General features: G+C 53.4%; 22 protein-coding genes. 16 read left to right on the forward strand and 6 right to left on the reverse strand.

What is annotated here, in order from left to right; genetic code table 11:
* Positions 1-400: 400 nt before the first annotated feature.
* From ELY33_RS01300 to ELY33_RS01315, 4 genes are all read right to left on the reverse strand, one after another.
* Entirely contained in the window at positions 401-2,206 is a 1,806-nt protein-coding gene (locus tag ELY33_RS01300) for an acyl-CoA dehydrogenase C-terminal domain-containing protein (protein WP_126942786.1), read from the reverse strand.
* 289 nt (positions 2,207-2,495) lie between these two features.
* Positions 2,496-3,263, reverse strand: a complete 768-nt coding sequence (locus tag ELY33_RS01305; RefSeq protein WP_126942789.1) for an SDR family NAD(P)-dependent oxidoreductase — start codon at positions 3,261-3,263, stop codon at positions 2,496-2,498.
* Between the two features lie 16 nt (positions 3,264-3,279).
* Positions 3,280-4,950 carry an AMP-binding protein gene (locus ELY33_RS01310; RefSeq protein ID WP_126942792.1) on the reverse strand — a complete coding sequence of 557 codons (1,671 nt, stop codon included), beginning with the start codon at positions 4,948-4,950 and terminating at the stop codon, positions 3,280-3,282.
* A 189-nt stretch (positions 4,951-5,139) separates the two neighbouring features.
* On the reverse strand, positions 5,140-5,703 hold the full coding sequence (locus ELY33_RS01315; RefSeq protein WP_126942794.1) for a TetR/AcrR family transcriptional regulator: 564 nt from the start codon (positions 5,701-5,703) through the stop codon (positions 5,140-5,142).
* Between the two features lie 141 nt (positions 5,704-5,844).
* On the opposite strand from ELY33_RS01315, the gene ELY33_RS01320 reads away from it, so the two are divergent.
* The 8 genes from ELY33_RS01320 (at position 5,845) to ELY33_RS01355 (ending at position 12,268) form a co-directional block, all read left to right on the forward strand.
* Positions 5,845-7,032: an acetyl-CoA C-acyltransferase gene (locus ELY33_RS01320; RefSeq protein ID WP_126942797.1), complete on the forward strand. Its 1,188-nt coding sequence runs from the start codon at positions 5,845-5,847 to the stop codon at positions 7,030-7,032.
* 215 nt (positions 7,033-7,247) lie between these two features.
* The gene (gene arsH / locus ELY33_RS01325; RefSeq protein WP_126943304.1) at positions 7,248-7,967 is read left to right on the forward strand and encodes an arsenical resistance protein ArsH; all 720 of its coding nucleotides are present in this window, start codon (positions 7,248-7,250) and stop codon (positions 7,965-7,967) included.
* 15 nt (positions 7,968-7,982) lie between these two features.
* Positions 7,983-9,053, forward strand: a complete 1,071-nt coding sequence (arsB, locus tag ELY33_RS01330; protein ID WP_126942800.1) for an ACR3 family arsenite efflux transporter — start codon at positions 7,983-7,985, stop codon at positions 9,051-9,053.
* Between the two features lie 11 nt (positions 9,054-9,064).
* A complete protein-coding gene (locus ELY33_RS01335) occupies positions 9,065-9,733 on the forward strand; it encodes an NADPH-dependent FMN reductase (RefSeq protein WP_126942803.1) in 669 nt (222 codons plus the stop codon).
* 46 nt (positions 9,734-9,779) lie between these two features.
* Complete coding sequence (gene arsC, locus ELY33_RS01340; RefSeq protein WP_126942806.1) at positions 9,780-10,187, forward strand: arsenate reductase (glutaredoxin); 408 nt, start codon at positions 9,780-9,782, stop codon at positions 10,185-10,187.
* A 33-nt stretch (positions 10,188-10,220) separates the two neighbouring features.
* Positions 10,221-10,514: a CC/Se motif family (seleno)protein gene (locus ELY33_RS01345; RefSeq protein ID WP_126942809.1), complete on the forward strand. Its 294-nt coding sequence runs from the start codon at positions 10,221-10,223 to the stop codon at positions 10,512-10,514.
* A gap of 115 nt (positions 10,515-10,629) precedes the next feature.
* The gene (locus ELY33_RS01350) at positions 10,630-11,976 is read left to right on the forward strand and encodes a permease (protein ID WP_208644181.1); all 1,347 of its coding nucleotides are present in this window, start codon (positions 10,630-10,632) and stop codon (positions 11,974-11,976) included.
* 58 nt (positions 11,977-12,034) lie between these two features.
* Complete coding sequence (locus tag ELY33_RS01355) at positions 12,035-12,268, forward strand: thioredoxin family protein (RefSeq protein WP_126942812.1); 234 nt, start codon at positions 12,035-12,037, stop codon at positions 12,266-12,268.
* Positions 12,269-12,298: 30 nt separating this feature from the next.
* On the opposite strand, the gene ELY33_RS01360 is transcribed toward ELY33_RS01355, so the two are convergent.
* Positions 12,299-12,817 carry a DUF2867 domain-containing protein gene (locus tag ELY33_RS01360; RefSeq protein WP_126942815.1) on the reverse strand — a complete coding sequence of 173 codons (519 nt, stop codon included), beginning with the start codon at positions 12,815-12,817 and terminating at the stop codon, positions 12,299-12,301.
* Positions 12,818-12,936: 119 nt separating this feature from the next.
* On the opposite strand from ELY33_RS01360, the gene ELY33_RS01365 reads away from it, so the two are divergent.
* Positions 12,937-13,869, forward strand: a complete 933-nt coding sequence (locus ELY33_RS01365; RefSeq protein WP_126942818.1) for a TIGR01777 family oxidoreductase — start codon at positions 12,937-12,939, stop codon at positions 13,867-13,869.
* On the opposite strand, the gene ELY33_RS01370 is transcribed toward ELY33_RS01365, so the two are convergent.
* Positions 13,851-15,299 carry a DUF2867 domain-containing protein gene (locus ELY33_RS01370; RefSeq protein WP_126942821.1) on the reverse strand — a complete coding sequence of 483 codons (1,449 nt, stop codon included), beginning with the start codon at positions 15,297-15,299 and terminating at the stop codon, positions 13,851-13,853. The two genes, ELY33_RS01365 and ELY33_RS01370, sit on opposite strands and share 19 nt — an antisense overlap.
* Positions 15,300-15,611: 312 nt before the next feature.
* Between ELY33_RS01370 and ELY33_RS01375 the strand changes: the two genes are divergently transcribed.
* The 7 genes from ELY33_RS01375 to ELY33_RS01405 all read left to right on the forward strand — a co-directional run bounded on the left by ELY33_RS01375 (position 15,612) and on the right by ELY33_RS01405 (position 22,993).
* Positions 15,612-16,796, forward strand: coding sequence for a thiolase family protein (locus ELY33_RS01375; RefSeq protein WP_126942825.1), 1,185 nt, complete (start codon positions 15,612-15,614; stop codon positions 16,794-16,796).
* A complete protein-coding gene (locus ELY33_RS01380) occupies positions 16,793-17,344 on the forward strand; it encodes a sigma-70 family RNA polymerase sigma factor (protein WP_126942829.1) in 552 nt (183 codons plus the stop codon). Before ELY33_RS01375 ends, ELY33_RS01380 begins: the two co-directional genes overlap by 4 nt.
* Positions 17,345-17,433: 89 nt before the next feature.
* Positions 17,434-18,444, forward strand: coding sequence for a permease (locus ELY33_RS01385; RefSeq protein ID WP_126942831.1), 1,011 nt, complete (start codon positions 17,434-17,436; stop codon positions 18,442-18,444).
* Between the two features lie 14 nt (positions 18,445-18,458).
* Positions 18,459-18,695 (forward strand): thioredoxin family protein, encoded by a 237-nt coding sequence (locus ELY33_RS01390; protein ID WP_126942835.1) that lies wholly within the window; start codon positions 18,459-18,461, stop codon positions 18,693-18,695.
* 226 nt (positions 18,696-18,921) lie between these two features.
* Positions 18,922-19,443: an arsenate reductase (azurin) small subunit gene (locus ELY33_RS01395; protein ID WP_126942838.1), complete on the forward strand. Its 522-nt coding sequence runs from the start codon at positions 18,922-18,924 to the stop codon at positions 19,441-19,443.
* Between the two features lie 15 nt (positions 19,444-19,458).
* Positions 19,459-21,936, forward strand: a complete 2,478-nt coding sequence (locus ELY33_RS01400) for an arsenate reductase (azurin) large subunit (RefSeq protein ID WP_126942841.1) — start codon at positions 19,459-19,461, stop codon at positions 21,934-21,936.
* Positions 21,937-22,093: 157 nt separating this feature from the next.
* Entirely contained in the window at positions 22,094-22,993 is a 900-nt protein-coding gene (locus tag ELY33_RS01405; RefSeq protein ID WP_126942844.1) for a cation diffusion facilitator family transporter, read from the forward strand.
* The last annotated feature ends 208 nt before the right edge of the window (positions 22,994-23,201 follow it).

Genomic DNA, 23,201 nt, shown 5'->3' on the forward strand with positions numbered 1-23,201 from the left:
GCGTATTCTACGCATTTCCTGGTGTTTGTCAATCACTGTTTTAGTGAAGGGAGCGAGAAAATTGACGAAGCGAGCGAAGCTTGTAGCCCGCAACCGTATTTCTAACCCTCTGACAAACCAAAGGTTTTCACCTTTGAACTAACAAATAAACACCGCTGGTAACGCTGTGCGTCCCCGGCAGCGGATGCGTACTCTACGGATTCGCCGCCGCGTTGGCAAGTGGTTTTGCGAAATATATTGAAATAAAAAAGCGGCAGACATTGTTCTAAGGTCAAAGCTGCCGCGAACCACCGATCAGAACGCCTGAACAAAGAGTATTCAGTTACCGATACTTATTAACTGTCTTTTCAAAAAAGCGTGCTAAAGACCGGCCTTAACGGGCATCTCAAATATAAAGCGGTTAGATCTCAAAACCCAAGCCAAAGTCATCGCTTGAGATTGCCATCAGACTTCCAGCGCCTGCTTGGATCATCTGAGCATGCGCTTTCGTACGTGGCAATAGCCGCTGATAGTAGAAGCGTGCAGTATTCAATTTAGCGGCATAAAACGCCTTATCGTCGCCATCTATCGAAACTAACGACTGCTTAGCAGCCCGCGCAAAAAGGTAAGCTAACGTGACATAGCCGGAGTACATCAGATAGTCGACGCTGGCCGCCCCTACTTCTTCACGATCCTGCATGGCTTTCATGCCCACACCCATCGTCAGTTCGCCCCACTCGGCATTCAGCTTCGCTAGTGGCTCAACAAATTCTTTTAACGCAGCATTATCGGCTTCCGTCTTGCAGAACTTATGAATTTCTTTGGTAAATGCTTTTAGCGTCTCACCCTGGCTCATTAGCACCTTACGACCAAGCAGATCTAGCGCCTGAATACCGGTAGTACCTTCATAAAGGCGAGTAATACGCGCATCGCGCACTAGCTGCTCCATACCCCACTCTTTAATAAAGCCGTGCCCACCAAAAATCTGCACGCCCTCATTGGTGCACTCAAAGCCCACTTCAGTAAGAAATGCTTTCACGATAGGCGTTAGTAGACCGAGCAAGGTTTCAGCATGTTCTTTCTCTTCACCCGGCTGACCATACTCAACGATGTCGAGCATTTGAGCGGTATATAGCACTAGCATACGGCCACCCTCGGCAAATGCCTTTTGGGTTAGCAGCATGCGGCGCACATCCGGATGCACAATAATAGGGTCTGCTGCTTTATCAGGTGCCTGAGCACCAGACAGTGCACGCATTTGCAACCGATCACGTGCGTAACTCAGTGAGTTTTGGAAACTGGCTTCAATTAAGCCTAGGCCTTGAATACCTACCCCGAGACGCGCTGCGTTCATCATAGTGAACATGCATGCTAAACCTTTATTGGGCGCCCCAACTAAATAGCCGATCGCTCCGTCAAAGTTCATCACGCAGGTAGCATTACCATGGATGCCCATTTTGTGTTCAAGTGAGCCACAGGTGACACCGTTACGATCACCAGGATTGCCTTCAGCATCGGGCAAAAATTTAGGCACTACAAAAAGTGAGATCCCCTTCGACCCCTCAGGCGCATCAGGTAGCTTTGCCAATACAAGGTGAACGATGTTTTCTGCCAGATTATGGTCACCAGCAGAGATAAAGATTTTGGTACCCGTTATAGCATAAGCACTCTTGTCGTGAGGCACCGCCCGCGTTTTGATCAAGCCAAGATCTGTACCACAGTGCGGCTCAGTAAGACACATCGTACCCGTCCAAACACCCTCTACCAACTTAGTGAGATAGGCTTCTTTTTGTTCGTCAGTACCATGGTGCCTAAGCGCATCGGCAGCACCATGGGAAAGCCCTGGGTACATACCCCATGCCAAGTTAGTGCCACAGATCATTTCAGACAGCATCATCGCCAATGAAGGTGGGAGGCCTTGTCCACCTTGCTCAGGGTCTGCCGCCAAGCTCGGCCAGCCACCTTCTACATATTGCTGATAAGCCTCTTTAAATCCTTGCGGCGCTTTCACTTCGCCACCCTCTAACAGACACCCCTCTTCATCACCACTTTGATTAAGCGGCAGTAGCACGTCACGAGCAAAACGCGCGCCCTCTTCAAGAATCGCATTCACAACGTCTGGAGACGCGTCATCACCACACGGAAGTGCCGCATAGTGGCGGGGATAGTCAAACATTTCGTCGGTTACGAAACGCATATCACGAAGGGGGGCTTGATAGCTGGGCATGATGTCACTTCTCCTAAACAGGGGGCTGAAAGCGGCTTATGTTTTCGAAACAGCACAAATCTCAAAAAAACACGAGTTTTAAAAATAATACAAATTTCGAAAATCAGCTTTCAAACGAGTGTTTGAAAGCTAGCGCGCACCCAGCTTATAGTCAAGCGGTCGTTTGAATATAACATTCAAAATCACTACAACTTTGGTCGCCTATACGCTAAGGCTTTATTTTTAGATTAAAAAAACCTGCCAGCAAAATGCTGGCAGGTTTTTTGGTGAAACACACTTTCTGACCTAATTATTGCATTCGAATGCCGCCATCCAGCCGAATCACTTCACCGTTCAACATCGGATTAGTGATGATTTGCTCAGCCAATTGGGCAAATTCATCAGGTTTACCCAACCGCTTTGGAAACGGTACCGCGGCGGCCAGAGCTTGAGCCGCTTCGTCAGGAATTTCACTCATCATGGGTGTTTCAAAAACGCCTGGCGCAATCGCTATAACGCGAATGGCATGGCGCGATAGCTCTCTAGCCGCTGGCAGGCTCATTCCCACTACACCCGCTTTCGAAGCGCTGTAAGCACATTGGCCCACCTGCCCATCAAATGCCGCTATAGAGGCTGTGTTAATGATCACGCCACGCTCGCCGCTTTCATTAGGAGTATTTTTAGCCATGGCAGCCGCTGCCAAGCGCATGACATTGAATGTGCCCACTAAATTGATATTGATCGTTTTTGCGTAGCTTTCCAAATCTGCGGGGTTGCCATTGCGATCAACCAGCTTGGCCACGCTCACTACGCCAGCACAGTGAATAACACCAGAAAGGCCGCCAGCACCTCCCATCCTAACTGCTTCATCAATTGCCTGTTGCATTTGCTCAGCAGAGGTAATATCGGCTATGCAGGCCGCTGCACAGTCGCCTAAGCGCTCAGCGTGTTCTGTCACGCTATTATTCATATCGCACAGCACAACGTTGCCACCAGCAGCCACTAGACGCTCTGCTGTTGCTGCGCCTAGCCCTGAAGCAGCCCCTGTAATTAAAAACGTACAATCCTTTACCTGCATTTCATCTTTCCTTTCATTATTTGTCGTTGCGTGCCTGCTCAGTTGCTTGGGCACGAAGCTTGAAGCGTTGGATCTTACCGCTAGGCGTTTTTGGCAGCTCATCGACAAACTCAATGACCCTTGGAAATGCATGAGTAGAAAGACGTTCACGCACTTGCTGACGTATTTCATCGGCAAGCGCATCGCTAGCTTCATATCCCTCACGCAACACGATATAAGATTTAATGATCTCACCACGAATGTCGTCTGGCTGACCAACCGCTGCAGACTCAGCGACCGCTGGGTGAGCCATCACACTGTTCTCAACATCTGTAGGGCCAACCCGGTAACCTGCTGTGGTGATGATATCGTCATCACGTCCCGCAAACTGAAATGACCCATCCTCATTGCGAATAACCACATCACCTGTTAGATAGTAACCGTTCACAAACGGGTCTTTTTCTTGCCAGGTATATCCTTGGAAGAAGTGGGCAGGTGAGTTTTTAATATCCACTGCAAGTACACCCGGCTCGCCGGGCGGGAGTTCGTTATATTCGGCATCCAAGATGGCCAAACGGTAGCCAGGCATTGGCACACCCATCGCACCCGCATGTTTGGGGTGGTCAAGGGAGTGATGGTTATTACAGGTCATACCGGTTTCTGTTTGACCATAGTGATCCATAACTGGACATCCCAACGACTTCTCAACCCAAGTCACTACTTCTGTATTTAGAGGCTCGCCTGCTGAGCTTGCCGCGCGGAGCTCCAGCGTTTGGTGAGCATCATCGAAGAGCCCTGACGCTTTCATTAAACGATAAGCCGTAGGCGCAGCAGCGAAGTTAGTAATATGATGGCGCTTCATGAAGGCTAAGGCACCCTCAGCACTGAAACCGGCCTCACAAAAGTGCGTGGTAACACCTAAAAGTAGCGGCCCAGCAATCGCGTAATACAGCCCGTATGCCCAACCAGGATCAGCCATATTCCAAAAACGGTCGTCGTTACGAAGATCTACTGCCAACTCCATGTAAAGCGCAAACGCGGTCATACCGGAAAGCGGCACGGCCACACCTTTTGACTTGCCTACAGTGCCGGAAGTAAACATCTGAAGAAAAGGTTCTTCGGGGGCAAGACGAGGTGGTTTTCCGCTCATTGACGTATGCGTCAACGCAGTCTGCCAATCATGGTCATCAGGGTGCTCACTTGTGGCACCACCTACCGCTAAGACAGGAGGGCACTGGCTTAGCCCATCAAACTTATAACGGTTAATATGATCGGTAATTACCAGCTTAGTGTCAGCGCGTCCCAACCGATAATCCACCGCGTCCGGGCCAAACGCGGTAAATAGCGGTTGATAAACCGCACCAATTCGCCATGTAGCAAGAACAGCCACCAGCAGCGCTCTTGAACGCGGTAGCATGCAGGCAATACGATCTCCTTCGCCAAGTCCTTGCGCTTTAAACCAGCCAGCAAGCTTGCCACTCTGCTCATCTAGCTCTGCGTAAGTCATTGTATGGGTTTCCCCATTAATGTCTTCGTGCACTAGCGCAAGCACATCACCTCGCCCCTGGCGCACATGACGACCACAACAAGCCTCAAAGGCGTTGAGACAACCATCCTGATGGTCATCCAGCCTGGCAATCATGGTGTCAACCGTAAAACTTTCCAGGAATGTCGTATATGTTGGTAATGACGCTGATGTTGCTGTCATGGTGGCTCTCTTATGTTGTTAGTCGTGAGCAGTTGTACGCAAACAGACAGGCCAGGGTTCCGATTTTATGCATTATTATTGTCCGTTTACGTTAACGGAAACCTTGCAGTTAAACTAACGCTAAAAGTATTTACGCAGTAGCGCAAGCAATCAGCGTCGCAAACGGATTAGACGTTGGTCGAGCGAGTATTAACGAGCCATAATCATGGCGACCAGTTCATCGGCTAAATCATCAGGTGTACGCGGCCCACTAGGGTCATACCAGCGCACTGTCCAATTTAGCGCACCCAGTATAAATCGTGACACCAGAAAGCGGTCACCGTGAATAAGTCCTGCGGCCAACGCATCGTCGATAACGTCTACCCAAAGTGCTTCGTAAGCATCCCGTAAATGGCTTAAGTGAGCACTCGCATCAGGGTCTAGCCGCCGCCATTCAAATAGTGCGACCACATGAGCATTGCGATCAGCGAAAAGCGTTTCCAGATGCGCCCGAGCCATAGCATGCAGGCGCGCCTCAGGATCATCATCACATTCTTGCAGCGCTGCTTTAGCAATATTGAGAGCATTCTGAGTGCCCTCCTCTATTACCACGGCCAAGATTTCCTGCTTATCTTTGAAGTGATGGAACAAGCTGCCAGACTTGATACCCATTTCTTGTGCCAACATACGCACCGTTGTGCGATCAAAGCCTTCTTGGACGAATAGCTGAGCCGCTAAACGTGTCAATTCCTTGCGGCGGGGAGAAGCATTCATTACATTCATGTCATTTACACTAGCGCTTGCTTGGTTACTAAGGAGAAGACCACAGCCCCGCCGATGGGTCAACGCATCACTCGTTCTTAGCCAATAATGACAGGCAAGATAATCACAACAAATCCGTCAGGAGACGCAAAAATGAATAACACCACCGAGGTTGTATTTTTATCCGCCACCCGTACCCCAATGGGCGGCATGATGGGTAGCCTTTCCAGCATGACAGCCCCCGAACTTGCAGCCGTTGCAATTCGCGCAGCTATAGAACGCGCTGGCATCGAAGCATCGGCTATTGAAGAAGGCATTATGGGCTGTGTTCTGCCCGCCGGCGTAAAGCAAGGGCCAGCCCGCCAAGCCATGCGTCAGGCAGGCATTCCCGACGCTAATGGCGCAACCACCATCAATAAATTGTGCGGTTCTGGCATGAAAGCCACCATGCTAGCTCACGATTTGATCAAAGCAGGAACAGGCGAAATCCTGCTCGCAGGCGGTATGGAATCGATGTCTAATGCCCCACACGTACTCACTAAAGCGCGTAGTGGCTACCGCTTGGGTCATGGCGAGTTGAAAGACCACATGTTCCTAGATGGCTTAGAAGATGCAGAAACTGGCAAACTGATGGGCGTCTTCGCTCAAGATGTTGCTTCAGACCGTGGCTACACTCGCGAGCGCTTAGACGACTTCGCTATTGCTTCCTTAGAGCGCGCCATGGACGCCACCAATAACGGCCACTTAGCAGCTGAAATGGCACCGGTAACGGTAACCACTCGCCAAGGTGAAACACTGGTTGAGCATGACGAACAGCCCTTCCAAGCCAAACTGGATAAGATCCGCCAGTTGCGCCCTGCGTTTGCCAAAGACGGTACCATTACTGCCGCCAACGCCAGCTCAATTTCCGACGGCGCATCAGCGCTTATTTTAGCAAGCCATGAGGCCGCAAAGCGCCATGGTGTGAAGCCACTGGCAAAAATGCTTGGCCATACCACCCACTCCCGCCATCCAAGCGAATTTACTATTGCGCCGGTAGGTGCCATTGAAAAGCTGATGAAAAAACTTGGCTGGAGCGTTAACGACGTTGATCTCTTTGAGATTAACGAAGCGTTCGCGGTCGTCACGTTAATAGCCATGGATGACTTAGGGCTACCCCACGATAAAGTCAACGTATTTGGCGGTGCTTGTGCTCAGGGGCACCCAATTGGCTCAACAGGCTCGCGTGTCATTGCAACGCTCATTCATGCCCTGCGTACCAAGGGGGGCAAGCGCGGCATTGCCAGCTTGTGTATTGGTGGCGGCGAAGCCACCGCCGTCGCCGTTGAACTCATCGATTAATACCATCAGCCCCTCCGCGCCTTGTGCCTAGTTGCAGGCACGAGGCGCATAATCGTAGGCATTAACCCTCGCCTAACGACCTATGCAGCGCACGCATTCATCAACGATAACCTAAAAAGTTAGTTTCAGGCTGAGTCGTATCGCTAGAAATATACGAAAAAACATATATCATGAGCATCAGCAATTTCCCCTTCGATGTGAAAGAGACACCTCTAATGGCATTACTTGACGATTTACCTAACGTGGACAGCAGCCTGTTTAAAGCACCCAATCATGAAGCGCTAATGCTTCCTCCAAGCGACCAGCCAGCGCCCAAAATACTGCTACTCTACGGCTCCCTGCGTGAACGCTCGTTTAGCCGGCTGGCAGTTGAAGAAGCCGCTCGACTACTCACTGCTATGGGCGTTAACACTGCGATTTTTGACCCTCATGGCTTGCCTCTACCTGATGCTGAAGACGCTAGCCACCCTAAAGTGGAGGAACTGCGCACACTGGCGCAGTGGGCCGATGGTATGGTGTGGTGCTCACCTGAACGACACGGTGCGATGACCGGCATTATGAAAGCACAAATTGATTGGATTCCTCTTTCGCTAGGCGGCGTTCGCCCCACTCAAGGTAAAACCCTTGCTGTAATGCAAGTATGCGGCGGCTCACAGTCGTTTAATACGGTGAATCAGCTGCGCATTTTAGGCCGCTGGATGCGCATGGTGACGATTCCAAACCAGTCATCAGTGCCTAAGGCCTTTATGGAATTTGATGACAACGGCCGCATGAAACCTTCACCATTTTATGACCGCATCGTTGATGTTATGGAAGAGTTAGTGAAATTTACCCTACTGGTTCGCGAGCGCAGCGATCTTCTAACCGACCGTTATTCTGAGCGTAAAGAGAGCGCTGAGGAAGTCTCAAAACGCGTCAATCAACGTGCCATTTGATCAGGGAGTTGTTTTATGACGACCCAGAGCAATTCTTCACCCACCAGCGCCGATATGGGACTGTTTGAACGCTACCTTTCTTTATGGGTAGCCATTGCCATTGTCGCTGGAATTGCGCTTGGGCAGTTCGCACCAGCGGTACCCGACGTATTATCGCGCTTTGAGTACGCTCAAGTGTCCATTCCTATTGCCGTACTCATCTGGGCAATGATTTTTCCCATGATGGCGCAAATCGATTTCAGTGCGATTGCTGGGGTTCGTCGCCAGCCCAAAGGCCTGACCATTACCACCACAGTTAACTGGTTGATAAAGCCCTTTACGATGTTTGCTTTGGCTTGGCTGTTTTTCATGGTGATTTTTCGGCCTTTTATTTCTGAGGAACTGGCCAGCCAATATCTGGCGGGTGCCATACTCCTGGGTGCTGCGCCTTGCACTGCCATGGTATTTGTATGGAGCTACCTCACCCGAGGAGACGCAGCCTATACCCTTGTTCAAGTGGCGCTGAATGACTTGATCATGCTGTTTGCCTTCGCGCCGCTTGTGGTGCTGTTACTAGGCATCTCAAATATCCAAGTGCCGTGGGACACGGTTATTTTATCCGTGGTGCTGTACATCGTGATCCCACTTGCAGCTGGTTATTTCACCCGCAAAACATTGATCGCCAAACACGGTGCCGAATGGTACGACAACGTGTTTATGAAGCGCGTCGGCCCAATCACGCCCATTGGTTTAATCATTACCCTGGTACTACTATTTGCCTTTCAAGGCGAAGTCATTCTGAATAATCCATTGCATATCGTATTGATCGCTATTCCACTGATTATTCAAACATTTTTAATCTTCTTCATTGCCTATGGCTGGGCTAAAGCGTGGCGTGTGCCGCACAATATCGCTGCCCCAGGCGCAATGATCGGTGCTAGCAATTTTTTCGAGCTGGCAGTCGCCGCTGCCATTGCGCTGTTTGGCTTACAGTCAGGCGCCGCGCTCGCTACTGTGGTCGGCGTTTTAGTTGAAGTGCCACTCATGCTAGCGCTGGTGAGAATTGCCAATAAAACCCGCCATCACTTTCCAGTCAACTCGCAATAGGAGCTAACGAAATGGCACATTACTTAATTTTCCTCGGTTCAATTCGCACCTCTACGCCACCCGCCCCTGCTCGCCTAGGCGAGCGGGTAGCCCAAGCATGCCTACGCCTGCTCAGCTCGCTACCCGATACGACAGCAGAAATAATAGACCCGCTAACGTTAGACCTTAACGGCCCTTTTAAACCACACTTTGCTTATGCAAAAGCAGTGGTTCCCGACGACCTTGACGCCCTAGCCGATAACATCGAGCAAGCCGATGGCTACGTGATGGTCAGCCCCGAATATAACCACTCCATGAGCCCGGCACTGAGTCATTTGCTGAATCATTTTGGCGCATCACTATTTGCGTTTAAGCCCAGCGCCATCGTGACTTACTCTATGGGGCAATGGGGAGGTGCACGCGCCGCCGTTAGCATGCGCGCATTTCTATCTGAGCTTGGCTGCTTGCCAGTGTCAGCCATGATCCATATACCCAAAGCTCAAGAAGCGCTGCACGACGATGGCCAATTTGCCCAGGAGCAAGAGCGCTGGGAAAGCTATTTTGGGCGCACGCTAGGCCAATTAACGTGGTGGGCAGAAGCAGCCAAGGCGCACAAAGCCGAGCAAGACCCCACGATGTTATCACCCGCTTTTAATACATCTCCTGCTCAGCGCAACGCACCTGCGACTAAAAAATCTTAACAATAGCCTGTTATCACTCCTTCAATTTACCGAGAGAAAATCCATCATGTCAGTAACGATCTACCACAACCCTAACTGCGGTACTTCGCGTAATACGCTGGCAATGATCAAAGCGTCGGGCGAAGACCCCGAAGTGATTTACTACTTAAAAACGCCACCCAGTCGAGAGCGTCTGGTTGCGCTACTAGCGATGATGAACATATCGCCAAGAGAACTTCTGCGCCGTAAAGGCACGCCCTATGATGAGCTTAACTTGGATGATCCCTCTTTCAATGATGATCAGCTCATCGACGCCATGATGGCGCACCCGATTTTGATCAACCGCCCTATCGTCGTTACGCAAAAAGGTGCGCGACTATGTCGTCCATCAGAGCAGGTATTGGATCTACTAGAACAGCCTGTTGCACACTTTACCAAAGAGGATGGCGAAACCGTCTACTCTCGAGCACGTTAATGCAAATGCCAGAACCACAATACGGGGGGAGCAATGAGCAATGTTATTGATATCGACAGCAATGCCGTCGCCTTCATCAAACAACAAGGCGGCGTCGTCACTGTTCGACTATCCCCCCGCCACGTATGCTGCGGAGGCATCGCCAATCTGGCAGTTGCTGAAGCGCGACTCCCAGATAATACCCAGCACTTTCAACATCATATTCAGGATGATATTTCGGTCTATATTACCCCTGATCTAGCGGCTCAGGGGCTGCGCATTGGCGTTGAAGGCTGGTGGAAGTTGCGCCACCTTTATGTGGATGGTGCCGCCATTCAATCAAGCTAAATAACGCACAAATAAAGTAGCAGCATCACACTAACAGCCAAATTGAACTGGATAACATACGAATATCCATATATTTTTATAACCATATCGCTTTCAGGCCTATACGAGGTATCCCATGTCGGAGCCTAGCCCATCTTCCTCCTTCGCCGGTCGCCTACTTACCCTTGCCAAGGAGAACCCCACCCAAGTGCGCTGGCTTGCTGCTGTTGTAGGAATTTTCCTGCTGATCTATTTCCTACCCGCAGGAACAGCGCGCTTCGATAATGCCGTGCTGGAGGGAATCCGGCTGACACACTGGTATGCGCAAGAACACGTTATCCTTTGCTTACTGCCGGCTTTTCTAATCGCTGGTGCAATGGCTGCTTATCTGAGCGAAGGCGCTGTAATGCGCTACCTTGGGCCTAATGCTTCCAAGCCTGTCGCCTTTGGTATGGCCTCGGTTTCTGGCACGCTGCTGGCCGTTTGTTCTTGCACAGTGTTGCCGCTTTTCGGCGGCATCTATCGCCGGGGCGCAGGCCTGGGGCCTGCGATTGCCTTTCTCTATTCAGGTCCAGCCATCAATATTATGGCCATTGTGGTGACGGCCAAAGTACTTGGATTGGAACTTGGCTTAGCCAGGGCAATCGGTGCGATTGTATTCGCCGTGGTTATCGGGGTTATCATGCATTTCATATACCGTCGCGAAGAGCAAACTCGGGCAACTAAAAACAGTCGCGGCTTCAGTGGTGAACTTTCCCGCCCCCTAGGCCAAATTGGAATATTTTTCGGTTTGATGGTGGGCATCCTGGTCTTTGCCAACTGGGCAGCAGCCGACAACGCTGCCTGGATGACCATTTATACCTATAAATGGCATATCACTGCCGTACTTTCTGGGCTTTTCGCTCTGCTACTGATTCGCCGCTGGAACTGGCCGCTTCATCAAGTAGCGGTGCTGGCAGGTGCTGTAGCCATCGCTGCCTTACTAATGCCCAGCGTACCTGAGCTGGCGTTCGCAGTCGGTATTATTGGCCTTATGCTGATTGCCACCCTGCGAGATGACGACCGCGAGTGGGCAGTGCAGAGCTGGGAGTTCACCAAACTGATTATGCCACTGCTACTGGTTGGGGTATTCGTGGCTGGGCTGCTTCTGGGCCGCCCAGGTGAAGAAGGGCTGATCCCCTCAGAATGGGTAGTACTCGCAGTGGGTGATAACGGTTTACGCTCTACCTTCCTCGCCTCGCTGTTGGGAGGCTTCATGTATTTTTCAACCCTTACCGAAGTGCCCATCGTTCAAGGCTTGATAGGTAATGGTATGGGCAAAGGCCCCGCACTGGCACTGCTGCTGGCAGGACCAGCACTATCACTGCCCAACATGCTGGTGATTCGCACCATCATAGGCACCCAGAAAACCCTCGTTTACTGCACGCTGGTCATAGTGATGGCGACGCTGTCCGGCTATCTTTACGGTCAGTTATGGCCTTGAGAAATACCACCACTAACCTTGTTACAGGGTCAGTGTTTAAACAAAAGGAGTGGATTCCATGAAACTCAAGATATACGGCAGCGGCTGCAAGAAGTGCCAGCAACTTACCGCCAATGCAAAGGAAGCCGCCGAGGCACTCGGCTTAACAGTAGACATCGAGAAAATTACCGACGTGAACGCCATCATTGACGAGGGCGTAATGCGTACACCTGCGTTGGGTGTCGATGACAACATAGTAATTGAGGGTAAAGTAGCCAGTGCGGAGGAGATTCAGAAACTGCTAAAGACATAGCTCTTTATTCAACCCTTGACGGTGCTGTGGTTAGGTGTAGAAACGCTCATCGAGGTGCGTCTGCTCGGCACGACGGCAAATCTCGCCAGTCAGGCGTTTGAACAGCACAAGATGTGCAGGCATCATCGCCATCCAATAGATTTGCCCCGCGATACCGTCAGGGTTCCAGAAGGCAGTCGCGGTTACTTGAGTGCCGCTGACCACAGGGGCGATGCTGAACTCCAGCACGCCACACCCTGGTGCCTTCATGCCAAATTCCAACGCCAGCAGTGTCGGCGCATCAGCAACTCGCACCCGCCAGCTATCAATGTGATCCCCAGCTTTAATCGGGCGGCCTAGTGGTCGACCACGGCGTCTGCCTGGCCCGCCCACTGCGGAGTCGAGCCACTCGCGGATGGTCCAGAGCCCGTTCATAGCGTAATAGCGATTGTCGCCGCCGATGGCCGAGACAACCCGCCACACGGCATCCTTCCCAGCGCGTGTGACGGCGTCGCCACCCGCATGAAGAGGATAGCGACGATAATTATAACGCGGCGTTTCATCTAGCATTAGAAAACCCTTACAAAGTGTACTTGTGCCGATCAGCTATATTAGCACTAAGGCTGGCTTGAATTGGTCCAGGCAAATTACTCTATACGTTCATCGAAAAGGCACATAACCAGTGGCATATGACCCAAAATAAAATAGTCATTACCGGAGCGACGGGGTTAATTGGCAGCCGCCTCACAGAAAAGCTGGCAGAACGTGGCACCCCGGTGACGGTGCTAAGCCGGCACCCGCGAGCTGCCAATAACCGATTTCCTTCCGCTCGATTTCCAAATGTTACGGTGACGGGCTATGTCCCTTTTAATCCTGACACTATCGCGCCTGCGCTCTCAGGTGCATCAGCGGTCGTACATTTGGCGGGAGAGCCTATTGCAACTCGCTGGACACCAGAAGTGCGTGCCGCTATTCGTAACAGCCGCGAAATAGGCACTCGTGCGCTTGTCACGGCGATCGCAGGTATGAACGACCGACCGGCGGCGTTAATCTCAGCCTCCGCCTGCCGCTATTATGGGGTAAACGCCCATGCACGTTTTGCCGAAGACAGCCCTCCCGGCCCAGCGGGTGACTTTCTAACCGACACCACGCATCGCTGGGAAGCCCAAGCGCAACGCGCCTCAATGTTCGATGTTCGCGTGGTCATTTTGCGTTTCGGGATCACGTTAGCGGTGACTGAAATGGGACGCGCTACCCTCAAACGACTGCATCCGTTTCTGGGTGGGCGTGTCGGTTCTGGACAACAATGGGTTAGTTGGATTCATCGCGAAGATGTCGTTGACATTTTGTTGCGTGCGCTTGATATGACCGAAATGCGCGGAGCTTACAACGCAACGTCCCCTAACCCCGTAAAGATGACTCAGGTGACGGATGCTTTCGGACACGCGTCACGTAGCTTCTTTCGCGTGCCGGTTCCCTCTATGGTGATTCGGCAACTTCTCGGCGACGGTGCGACCGTTATTCTTGACGGTCAGAAAGTACATCCCGATCGGTTATTAGCAGAAGGATTCCACTTTCGCTTTCCACAGATCGGCCCAGCGATCTATGACATCCTGTCCTGAGTCGCGGCTCGCGCTAAGCCGTTTAAAAGTGCACGCAGCATGACCATGTGCACCGGCCAGGACAAAAACCAGTACAACAACCCCCACACCCCGGCAGGATGCCAATGTAATACCAGCGTAATGCGTGATCCGTCGGTTGTGTTGGGCGCAACGGCGATTTCCATCCCGCCCTTGCCTAGCACGCACAGCTGCGAGGTCAGAATCAGCCTTACGCCAGGTTGTACGCTATGCACACGCCAAACGTCGAAAACCTCTTCTTTAATAAATGCCCGCGCCTGCCTACGCGGCCCTGGATGTCGACGGCCCATCAATCGGTTTACTGCTGCACGCAGCCGCCAAACAAGTGGCAGGGCAAAATGTCCTTTCCCCTGAGCAGTGAAACCTTCAAGTGCCCGCCATACTGATTGTGGCGGCGCTGCACAGTCCCGCGTTAGTGTCATGCGCTTACCGTAAAAACTGATGTCATGGCGATAGCCACGCAGATCGAAAGCGCCCTCTCGCCACTGCTCGCCAGACAATATTTGACGCTCAGCTGACAACGCTGCCGCCACCGCAGCATCGAAACCCAGGCATATCCGCGGCACGAGTGCTCGAAGGCTTGTGTCATCAGCATACAGGTCATGCCTAAGACCCCCAATCAATGCGCGCGCTAAAGGCGCGGGCACGCCAGTGACCAAACTCATCCAGTAACTTGACAGTTTCGGGGTCAGCAGTGGCACAGGCACAATTAACGGTTTGCGCCGCCCAAGCGCTTGGGCAAGCTGGCCCATCATAGCCGCATAGGTCAGTCGTTCTGGCCCGCTGGTTTCGAATACCTGGCCTTCTGCCTCAGGCCGCTGCGCAAGCTCCGTAAGATCGTTAAGCAGGTCGCCCAATGCCACTGGCGGCGATGAAACACTTACCCAGCGCGGCGCTACCATGATTGGCAGATGCGCCACCAAATCACGCATTACCTCAAACGCGGCCGAGCCAGGCCCGATGATGATACCTGCCCGCAGTTCAATCACTGGCACCGAACCCGCGCGCAAAATTTCGCCGGTTTCGACCCGGGAGGCTAGGTGCTCCGTATCGGCGCGTTCGGGTGCAAGACCACCCAAGTAAACAATGCGTTTAACACCCGCCGCTGCGGCTGCCTGAGCGAAATTACCGGCTGCCTCCCGGTCACGCGTAGGAAACCCACGTCCTCCCGCCATTGAATGAACAAGATAAAAAGCCACCTCAACGCCTTCAAGAGCCGGGGCCAACGTAACAAGATCAAGCGCATCCGCACGCACCTGATCGACACCACTCCATCCCTCGGCATCCATTGATGAACATCGCCGTGCAGCCGCACGCACGCGCCATCCTCGTGAAATAAGGTGCACTACCATGTTACGACCAACATAACCGCTTGCCCCGAAAACAAGCCAGAGCGGGTTAGGCGCGCTCATGCGGATCTTTAGACGTCGTTTGCCATGTAACGGGAACCGAAACAAGCATTGCCATCATCCACCTTTTAGGTAAAAAAGAGACTCAACATCACTGCACTCATTACACCACTACCCGAGCGCCGGAAGGAAACCTTTACGTACGTAGTTCACTACAAGTTGATCTCTACACTCGCCCTAGGGCTGGGTTGCTTCTCGCAAGCTAGACGAATCATCAATGGATTTGAAGCGTATCGCAGATAAATTACATATGGCGTGCTATATATTAAGGTGTATGAGCTTATGCATTTCACTTATCGACACGAGGAGTTCGACATGCCATCTCGCGACGTCGTTATCTGTCATCCCGTTCGCACTGCTATCGGCACCTATGGGGGTAGTCTCAAAGACACGCCTGCACCCGACCTCGGCGCACGAGTTATTCAGGAGACCCTTTCCAGGTCAGGGCTCAGCGCCGACAAAGTGCAATCATTGATCATGGGCCATGTTCTTCAAGCGGGATGCCGCATGAACTCTGGCCGCCAGGCGGGCATTGGCGGCGGGCTTCCTGTGGAAGTACCTGCGCTTACCGTCAACCGCGTCTGTGGCTCCGGAGCTCAGGCCGTCGCGAGCGCCGCCATGGAAATTTGGAGCGGCATGGCCGATTGTGCTATCGCCGGCGGCATGGAGAACATGGATCGAGCGCCCTATGTGCTTCCCCAAGGCCGCTGGGGCGCGCGTATGGGTGACGTCACCATGTACGACACCATGCTCCTCGATGGCCTCAATGATGCTTTCAGTGGCAAGCACGCCGGCTGGCACACCGAGGATTTAGTCAGCCGCTACAATATTTCCCGCGACGACCAGGACGCTTGGGCACTGCGCTCCCAGCTGAATTTTTCCAAGGCCCAGGAGGCCGGCCACTTCGACGCAGAAATCGCCGCGGTGGAACTCACCAGCCGCAAAGGCACCACGATGTTCACCCGTGATGAGCACAACCGTGGTGATACTACCGAGGAATCTTTAGCGAAGCTCAAGCCTGCCTTTCGCAAAGACGGCACCATCACCGCCGGCAACGCCCCCGGCCTGAACAGCGGCGCGTCGGCGATGATCGTCGCCGAACGCGACTGGGCTGAAAAACAGGGCCTCACGCCCATGGCTCGCTTGGTGGCTTTCGGCATTGGTGCCGTAGAGCCCGACTACTTCGGCATTGGCCCAGTGCCAGCGGTGAAGCAGGCACTTGAGCGCGCTGGCTGGTCGGTGGGCGACCTGGATCGGGTAGAGATCAATGAAGCCTTCGCCGCTATTGCCCTGGCCTGCCAGCGAGAACTTGGCCTGCCCGAAGAGATCGTTAACGTGGAGGGAGGTGCCATTGCCCACGGCCATCCTATCGGCGCTAGCGGTGCGGTGCTGACCACACGCTTGTTGCATGCCATGCAGCGCAACGGCGAACGTCGCGGCATCGTCACTTTGTGTATCGGCGGTGGTCAGGGCATCGCGCTGGCGCTGGAAAGCCTATGACGGCCAAGTCTCAACGATACCCCTGTATCGAGACCGCCTGGCAGACTCACCGAGATGAACTTCGTGGCTTTCTGCTCAAGCACAGCGGTGATCGCGATGACGTCGACGATCTCCTTCAAGGGATCTATATCAAAGCGCTGACCCACCGCACCCGCTTTTGCGAGTTAGACTCACCGCGAGCTTGGCTTTTCCGTGTAGCCCGACATCAATGGATCGATGACCAGCGCCGCGCAAGGCGCTGGTCAGGCGGAGAGCCACCCGAGATAGCTGAGGAACTGCAGAAGACATCACCGCTGGAGAGCCTCGCTGACTGCATCTACCGTGCGCTGCCAGACTGCTCCCCGGAAGATGCCGATATTATCCAGCAGTGTGACTTGGAGGGTACGCGGCAGGCCGACTATGCAACACGTCACGGCCTGGGCTTGCCTGCCACTAAGGCGCGGCTGCGCAGGGCACGGCAACGGCTGCGTGAGCGACTGATTGAACAGTGCGATATTATCTTTGATGAGCAAGGACGCGTCTGCTGCCATGGCGCTCTTCGAAAATAGGTAATGTTTTTCGCATCAAGGCTGCATCTTTTTGCCTCCTGCTGCGTCTTCTTGTGTGACAACGCCTATCACACAGGGAGCTGATTGAAATGTTGGAGGTTTTTACCTGGCTGGCCGATTGGCTGGTCTACGGGGTCGCAGGCCTGAACCCTGAGAGCAAACTCGGCACCTCACTACACTTTTTCGTTGAGGACACCACCAAAATATTCGCGCTACTGGTGGTGATGATTTACGTGATCGCGCTAATGCGCGCATCGCTGGATCTCGAGCGTGTAAGGCACTATATCCAGCAGAAAAACCGCTTCGCCGGCTACGGCCTGGGCGCCGGTTTTGGTGCCATAACGCCCTTCTGCTCCTGCTCAAGCATCCCCCTGTTTCTGGGCTTTACCAGTGCAGGGATTCCGCTGGGCATCACCATGGCCTTTCTGTTCACCTCGCCGATCATCAACGAGGTGGCGGTGATCATGCTATGGAGCCTGCTCGGCTGGGAGTTCACTCTGGTCTATATTGCCATCGGCATGGGGGTCGGTATCGGTGGCGGCATGATCCTCGATGCCCTTAAAGGTGAGCGCTGGTTGAAGGATTTCGCTGCCAAGGCCTATCAGCAAGCCGCTGAGGCACCGCTAAGTGACGAGCCGGCACCCGAGGCGCCAACGCTGACCATGAAGGATCGCCACACGTTTGCCTGGAACGAACTCAAGGAAATCGTCGAACGGATTTGGAAATGGGTCATCATCGGCGTCGGCTTAGGTGCCGCCCTTCATGGCTTCGTGCCGGACGGCTGGTTTGCCGACAACCTGGGCAGCGGTCAATGGTGGAACGTACCTGTTGCCGTGCTGGCCGGACTACCGCTCTACTCTAACGCCACCGGTGTCATTCCAGTGATGGAGAGTTTGATACTCAAGGGCCTGCCGGTGGGCACCACCTTGGCCTTCTGCATGAGCACCGTAGCGGCCAGCTTCCCCGAGTTCATCATGCTCAAACAGGTCATGAAGTGGCGTCTGCTGGCCATTATTTTTGTCATCCTACTGGTCAACTTCATGATTGTTGGCTGGGTAATCAACCTGCTGAGCCCCTGGCTATTCAGCGGATTTCACTAAACGGGAGAGAGACCATGAAGAAAATCGAAGTATTAGGTACTGGTTGCAAGAAATGCGTAACAACCGCCGAGCAGATAGAGAGCGTGGCAGGCAAGTTGGGTATCGAGATTGAGGTGGAGAAGGTGACCGATCCTGCTGCCATCATGGGCTATAAGGTCATGTCGACTCCGGCCGTCGCCATCGACGGTAAGCTCGTTCACAGCGGCAGTGTGCCTGATAGTGGCAAGATCGAAGCCATGCTTAAAGCCTGAGCACAACACCACGGGACCCGCGGCGATACATCATTAAGCGGGTCCTCTTTCCAAGACATTTCCCAAGACACTTCCCAAGACATTTCCCAAGACACTTCTCTAAGACCATCAGGCCTTGCAGGCCCATCGGGATGAACTAATCTGAAAGTATTTCAAATATAGATATATCACTCTTGAAACGCCCCAGATTCAGGCTTTCCTAACAACAACACCGGAGTGCCAAACAATGTCACAGTTGAGTCGCCGTAACTTTCTGAAGTTGACAGGTAGCAGTGCCGCTCTCGGCACTCTCTCGCTATCACCCATTGCTCAGGCGCAGCAAGAAAGCCCTTCCTCCCCCGCTGGCAGCACTACCCTTCCCTATCCGCGGGACGTGGTCGCACAGCTCAGCGAATTGAGCGTCAACCAACCTGTTTATTTCAACTATCCCGACGACCGTTCGCCCTGTGTGTTGATCCGCAAGGGCCGCGAGATCAAGGGAGGAGTGGGCCCGGACAGAGATGTAGTCGCCTATAGCACCCAGTGCACGCATATGGGCTGCCCGGTCAATTACGATCAGGAGGCAGAGACCTTCAAGTGTCCCTGCCACTACAGCATTTTCGACCCAGACAACAGCGGTCAGATGGTGATCGGGCATGCCACTGAGAGTCTTCCCCAAATCGTCCTGGAGTACGATGAAGCCGAAGACGCACTGCTTGCCGTATCAGTCAATGGGTTGATCTATGGCCGCCAGGCCAACATCATCTGAACCGGGAGAATAACAATGACACAATTTAAAGACCGCATCCCCCTACCCCCAGCGGATGCCCAAAAAACCAATATGGCCTGTCACTTCTGCATCGTTGGTTGTGGTTATCATGTCTACAAGTGGCCCGCCAACCAGGAAGGGGGCCGGGCTGCTGACCAAAACGCGTTAGGGCTCGATTTTACCCGCCAACTTCCTCCCATGCAGATCACTATGACGCCAGCGATGGTCAACCAGATCCAGGATCATGATGGCCGCCAGCACAACATCATGATCCTCCCCGACAAGGAGTGCAGCGTTAACAAGGGGCTATCTTCGACGCGCGGCGGCCAGATGGCCAGCGTGATGTACTCAGAAAAAACCCCAATCGGCGAGCGGCGGCTTAAGTATCCATTGGCGTATAGCGGAGATGACTGGTCGGAAACTAACTGGGAACACGCTATGGCCCTGTATGCCGGCTTAACTCAGCGTATTCTCGACAACGACGGACCTGACCAGCTTTACTTCAACCTCTTCGACCATGGCGGCGCAGGCGGCGGTTTCGAGAATACCTGGGCAACCGGCAAGCTGATTTTCAGTGGCATGCAGACAAAGATGGTGCGGATTCACAACCGCCCCGCCTACAACTCTGAATGTCATGCCAGCCGCGACATGGGTGTCGGCGAGCTCAACAACAGCTACGAAGACGCGGAAGTCTGCGATGTTATTTTCTCCATCGGCGGCAACTCCTATGAGACCCAGTCAAACTGGTTCCTTGCTCACTGGGAACCAAACCTAAGAGGTTCCAACGTCGCCAAGAAGCGGGAATGGTTTCCTGATGAAACGGTCGGCAAGGGTAAAGTCATTCTGGTCGACCCGCGACGAACGCCCACTGTGGCTATCTGTGAAACCGTTGCCGGGAAAGACAATGTGCTCCACCTCGCCCTCCAACCGGGCACCGATACCGCCCTGTTCAACGGGCTGCTGACCTACGTGGTTGACCAGGGTTGGCAGGACCAGGGGTTTATTGACGAGCACACTAGCGGCTTCGATGAGATGCTCGCCGCCAACCGCATGGAACTCGATGAGTGCAGCCGCATTACCGGCGTGGATCGAGCCGATATCATCAAGGCCGCTGAATGGGCTTACAAGCCGAAAGCCAGCGGCCATGCCCCGCGCGCCATGCACGCCTACGAGAAGGGAGTGATCTGGGGCAACGACAATTACCGGATTCAGTCCGCCATTGTCAATCTTGCTGTCGCCACCCACAACGTTGGCCGTCGCGGTACCGGCGTCGTGCGCATGGGCGGCCACCAGGAAGGCTATACGCGTCCGCCCTACCCAGGCGGACGCCCTGCCCCCTATATTGATCAAGAACTGATCAAAGGCAACGGCATGATGCTGACGGTCTGGGCCTGCAACGCCTTTCAGACCACCATTAACGCCGAAACCTACCGTCAGGTCATCAAGCGTCGTGCTGCGATCGTCAACCAAGCATTGGCCGAGGCGCGTGGCGCTTCCACCGATGAGTTGATCGATATTGTCTATGACGCTGTCAAAAACAAGGGCGGGCTGTACATCGTCGATATCGACCTCTACCGCACCAAGTTCGCCGAATATTCGCATCTGGTACTGCCGGCGACCCACCCCGGCGAGATGAACCTGACCTCTATGAACGGCGAGCGTCGGCTGCGGCTGTCCGAACGTTTCATGGACCCTCCCGGCATCGCCAGGCCAGATTGGCTGATTGCGGCCAACATGGCCAACGCCCTCAAGCAGCGCTATGAGGAGACAGGCAACGTCGAGATGGCTGAGCGTTTCGCCGGGTTCGACTGGACGACCGATGAAGACGCCTTTAACGACGGTTTCCGCATGGCCCACGAGAAAGAAATTGACAGCCAGGGTGGACCGACCGGGCACCTGGCTACCTACGAGCGACTGCGCGCAGCGGGCAATAACGGCGTGCAATTGCCCATCAAGGCGTATCAGGACGGCAAACTCGTAGGCACCGAGATGCTCTACACCGACAATAACTTCGATACCGATGACGGCAAGGCACATTTTCAACCATCGCCCTGGAACGGTTTCCCCGAGGTGATTGAGCGCCAGAAGGAGCAGTACGACTTCTGGATCAACAGTGGTCGAACCAACCAAATCTGGCAGTCTGCCTACCATGACCAGCATCTAGCCTTCCGCAAGGGCCGCTACCCCATGGCGCCGATCGAAATCCACCCCCAAGATGCCGATTCTTTGGGTATCGCCAACGGCGATATTGTCGAGGTTTACAACGACTACGGCGCAACCACTGCCATGGCCTATATAGAACCCGACTTGAAGCGAGGCCACGTCTTCATGATGTTTGGTTATCCCAACGGTGTTCAGGGCGACGTTATCAGCGAATGGACGGATCGCAACCATATTCCCTATTACAAGGGAGCCTGGGCTAACCTTCGTCGGATCGGGGCGAACCCGGCCTATCTTCGGGATGTGTCCTTCAAGCGTCGACGCTATTCATGAGGTCTGTACACTTTTGCCGATAAGCAAGGTGTTAGGGCGAGAACGAGGAACGATTTGATATGAGTGAACTGCTGGTCAGTGAGGAAAGTGGGATACCTATGCCCCGATGCAGATTTAATGTGGTTCACAATGGTGGTCTGGTCGCTGAGTTACAGGCATGACGGATTCCCACGAACACAACCCAATCAGTTTCGGTAAGGCGTTTGTCATCGGCATAGCACTTAACGTGGGCTTTGTGCTTATTGAAGCTTTCTATGGCTGGAAGACTGGTTCCCTAGCGCTACTAGCCGATGCTGGCCACAACCTGAGTGATGTAGGGGGACTGATGCTGGCATGGGCGGCCTTTGGTGCCGCTCGCCTTCCTTCAAATGCCCGCCACACTTATGGGTGGAAGAGAGGCTCGATCCTAGCTAGCTTCACCAACGCCATCATCCTTCTGGTGGCGATGGGAACATTAGCCTGGGAAGCCGTGCAGCGACTGCAACTGCCTACCACCATAGATGCAGGGACAGTCATGGTAGTTGCGGGAATCGGGGTGGTCATTAATGCTGTGACGGCCTGGCTATTTCTTGCGGGGAGTAAGCATGACCTAAATATTCGCGGTGCGTTTCTTCACATGGCTGCTGATGCACTGGTATCGGTGGGCGTAGTAGTGGCTGGTGGTCTTTATCTTTGGCAGGGCTGGAGCTGGATTGACCCCGTCGTCAGCTTGCTGATCGCGCTCGTTATTGTGGTAGGCACCTGGTCTTTGTTGCGCCGATCGCTGCACTTATTGTTCGATGGAGTGCCAGATGGCATTGATACAGAAGCAATACATCAAACTCTGTTGGGGCTTCCCGGCGTGGTTGGCGTCCACGATCTGCACGTTTGGGCAATGAGTACGTCAGACAATGCACTTACCGCTCACCTAGTGATCGACGATAACCTACACAACCACGATGCCCTACTGGAAAAAGCCACCACGATGCTGCATGACTGTTTTGAAATACGCCATTGTGTGCTGCAACAAGAATCCAGAGTCTACGCAGCAAACTGCCCCATTAAAGAGCAGTGCTAGTAGCTTTCCGCCACTGACCTGCATCGAAATCCAGACGGTGCAGCCGAGTATATTGAGCATGGCATTGGGCCAACAAGCGGCACGCCGCTTACGACTACCCAATGCCCACATAAGTGCTATGACCGTTTAAAGTGCTATGACCGTTGAAAGTGCTGTGACCGTTGAATTCAGCGGTCAACAGCCAGTGTCGTCATGAACGGTCTAGCGA

Origin of the sequence: Vreelandella andesensis, from assembly GCF_003989795.1 — a bacterium.
Classification (GTDB): domain Bacteria; phylum Pseudomonadota; class Gammaproteobacteria; order Pseudomonadales; family Halomonadaceae; genus Vreelandella; species Vreelandella andesensis.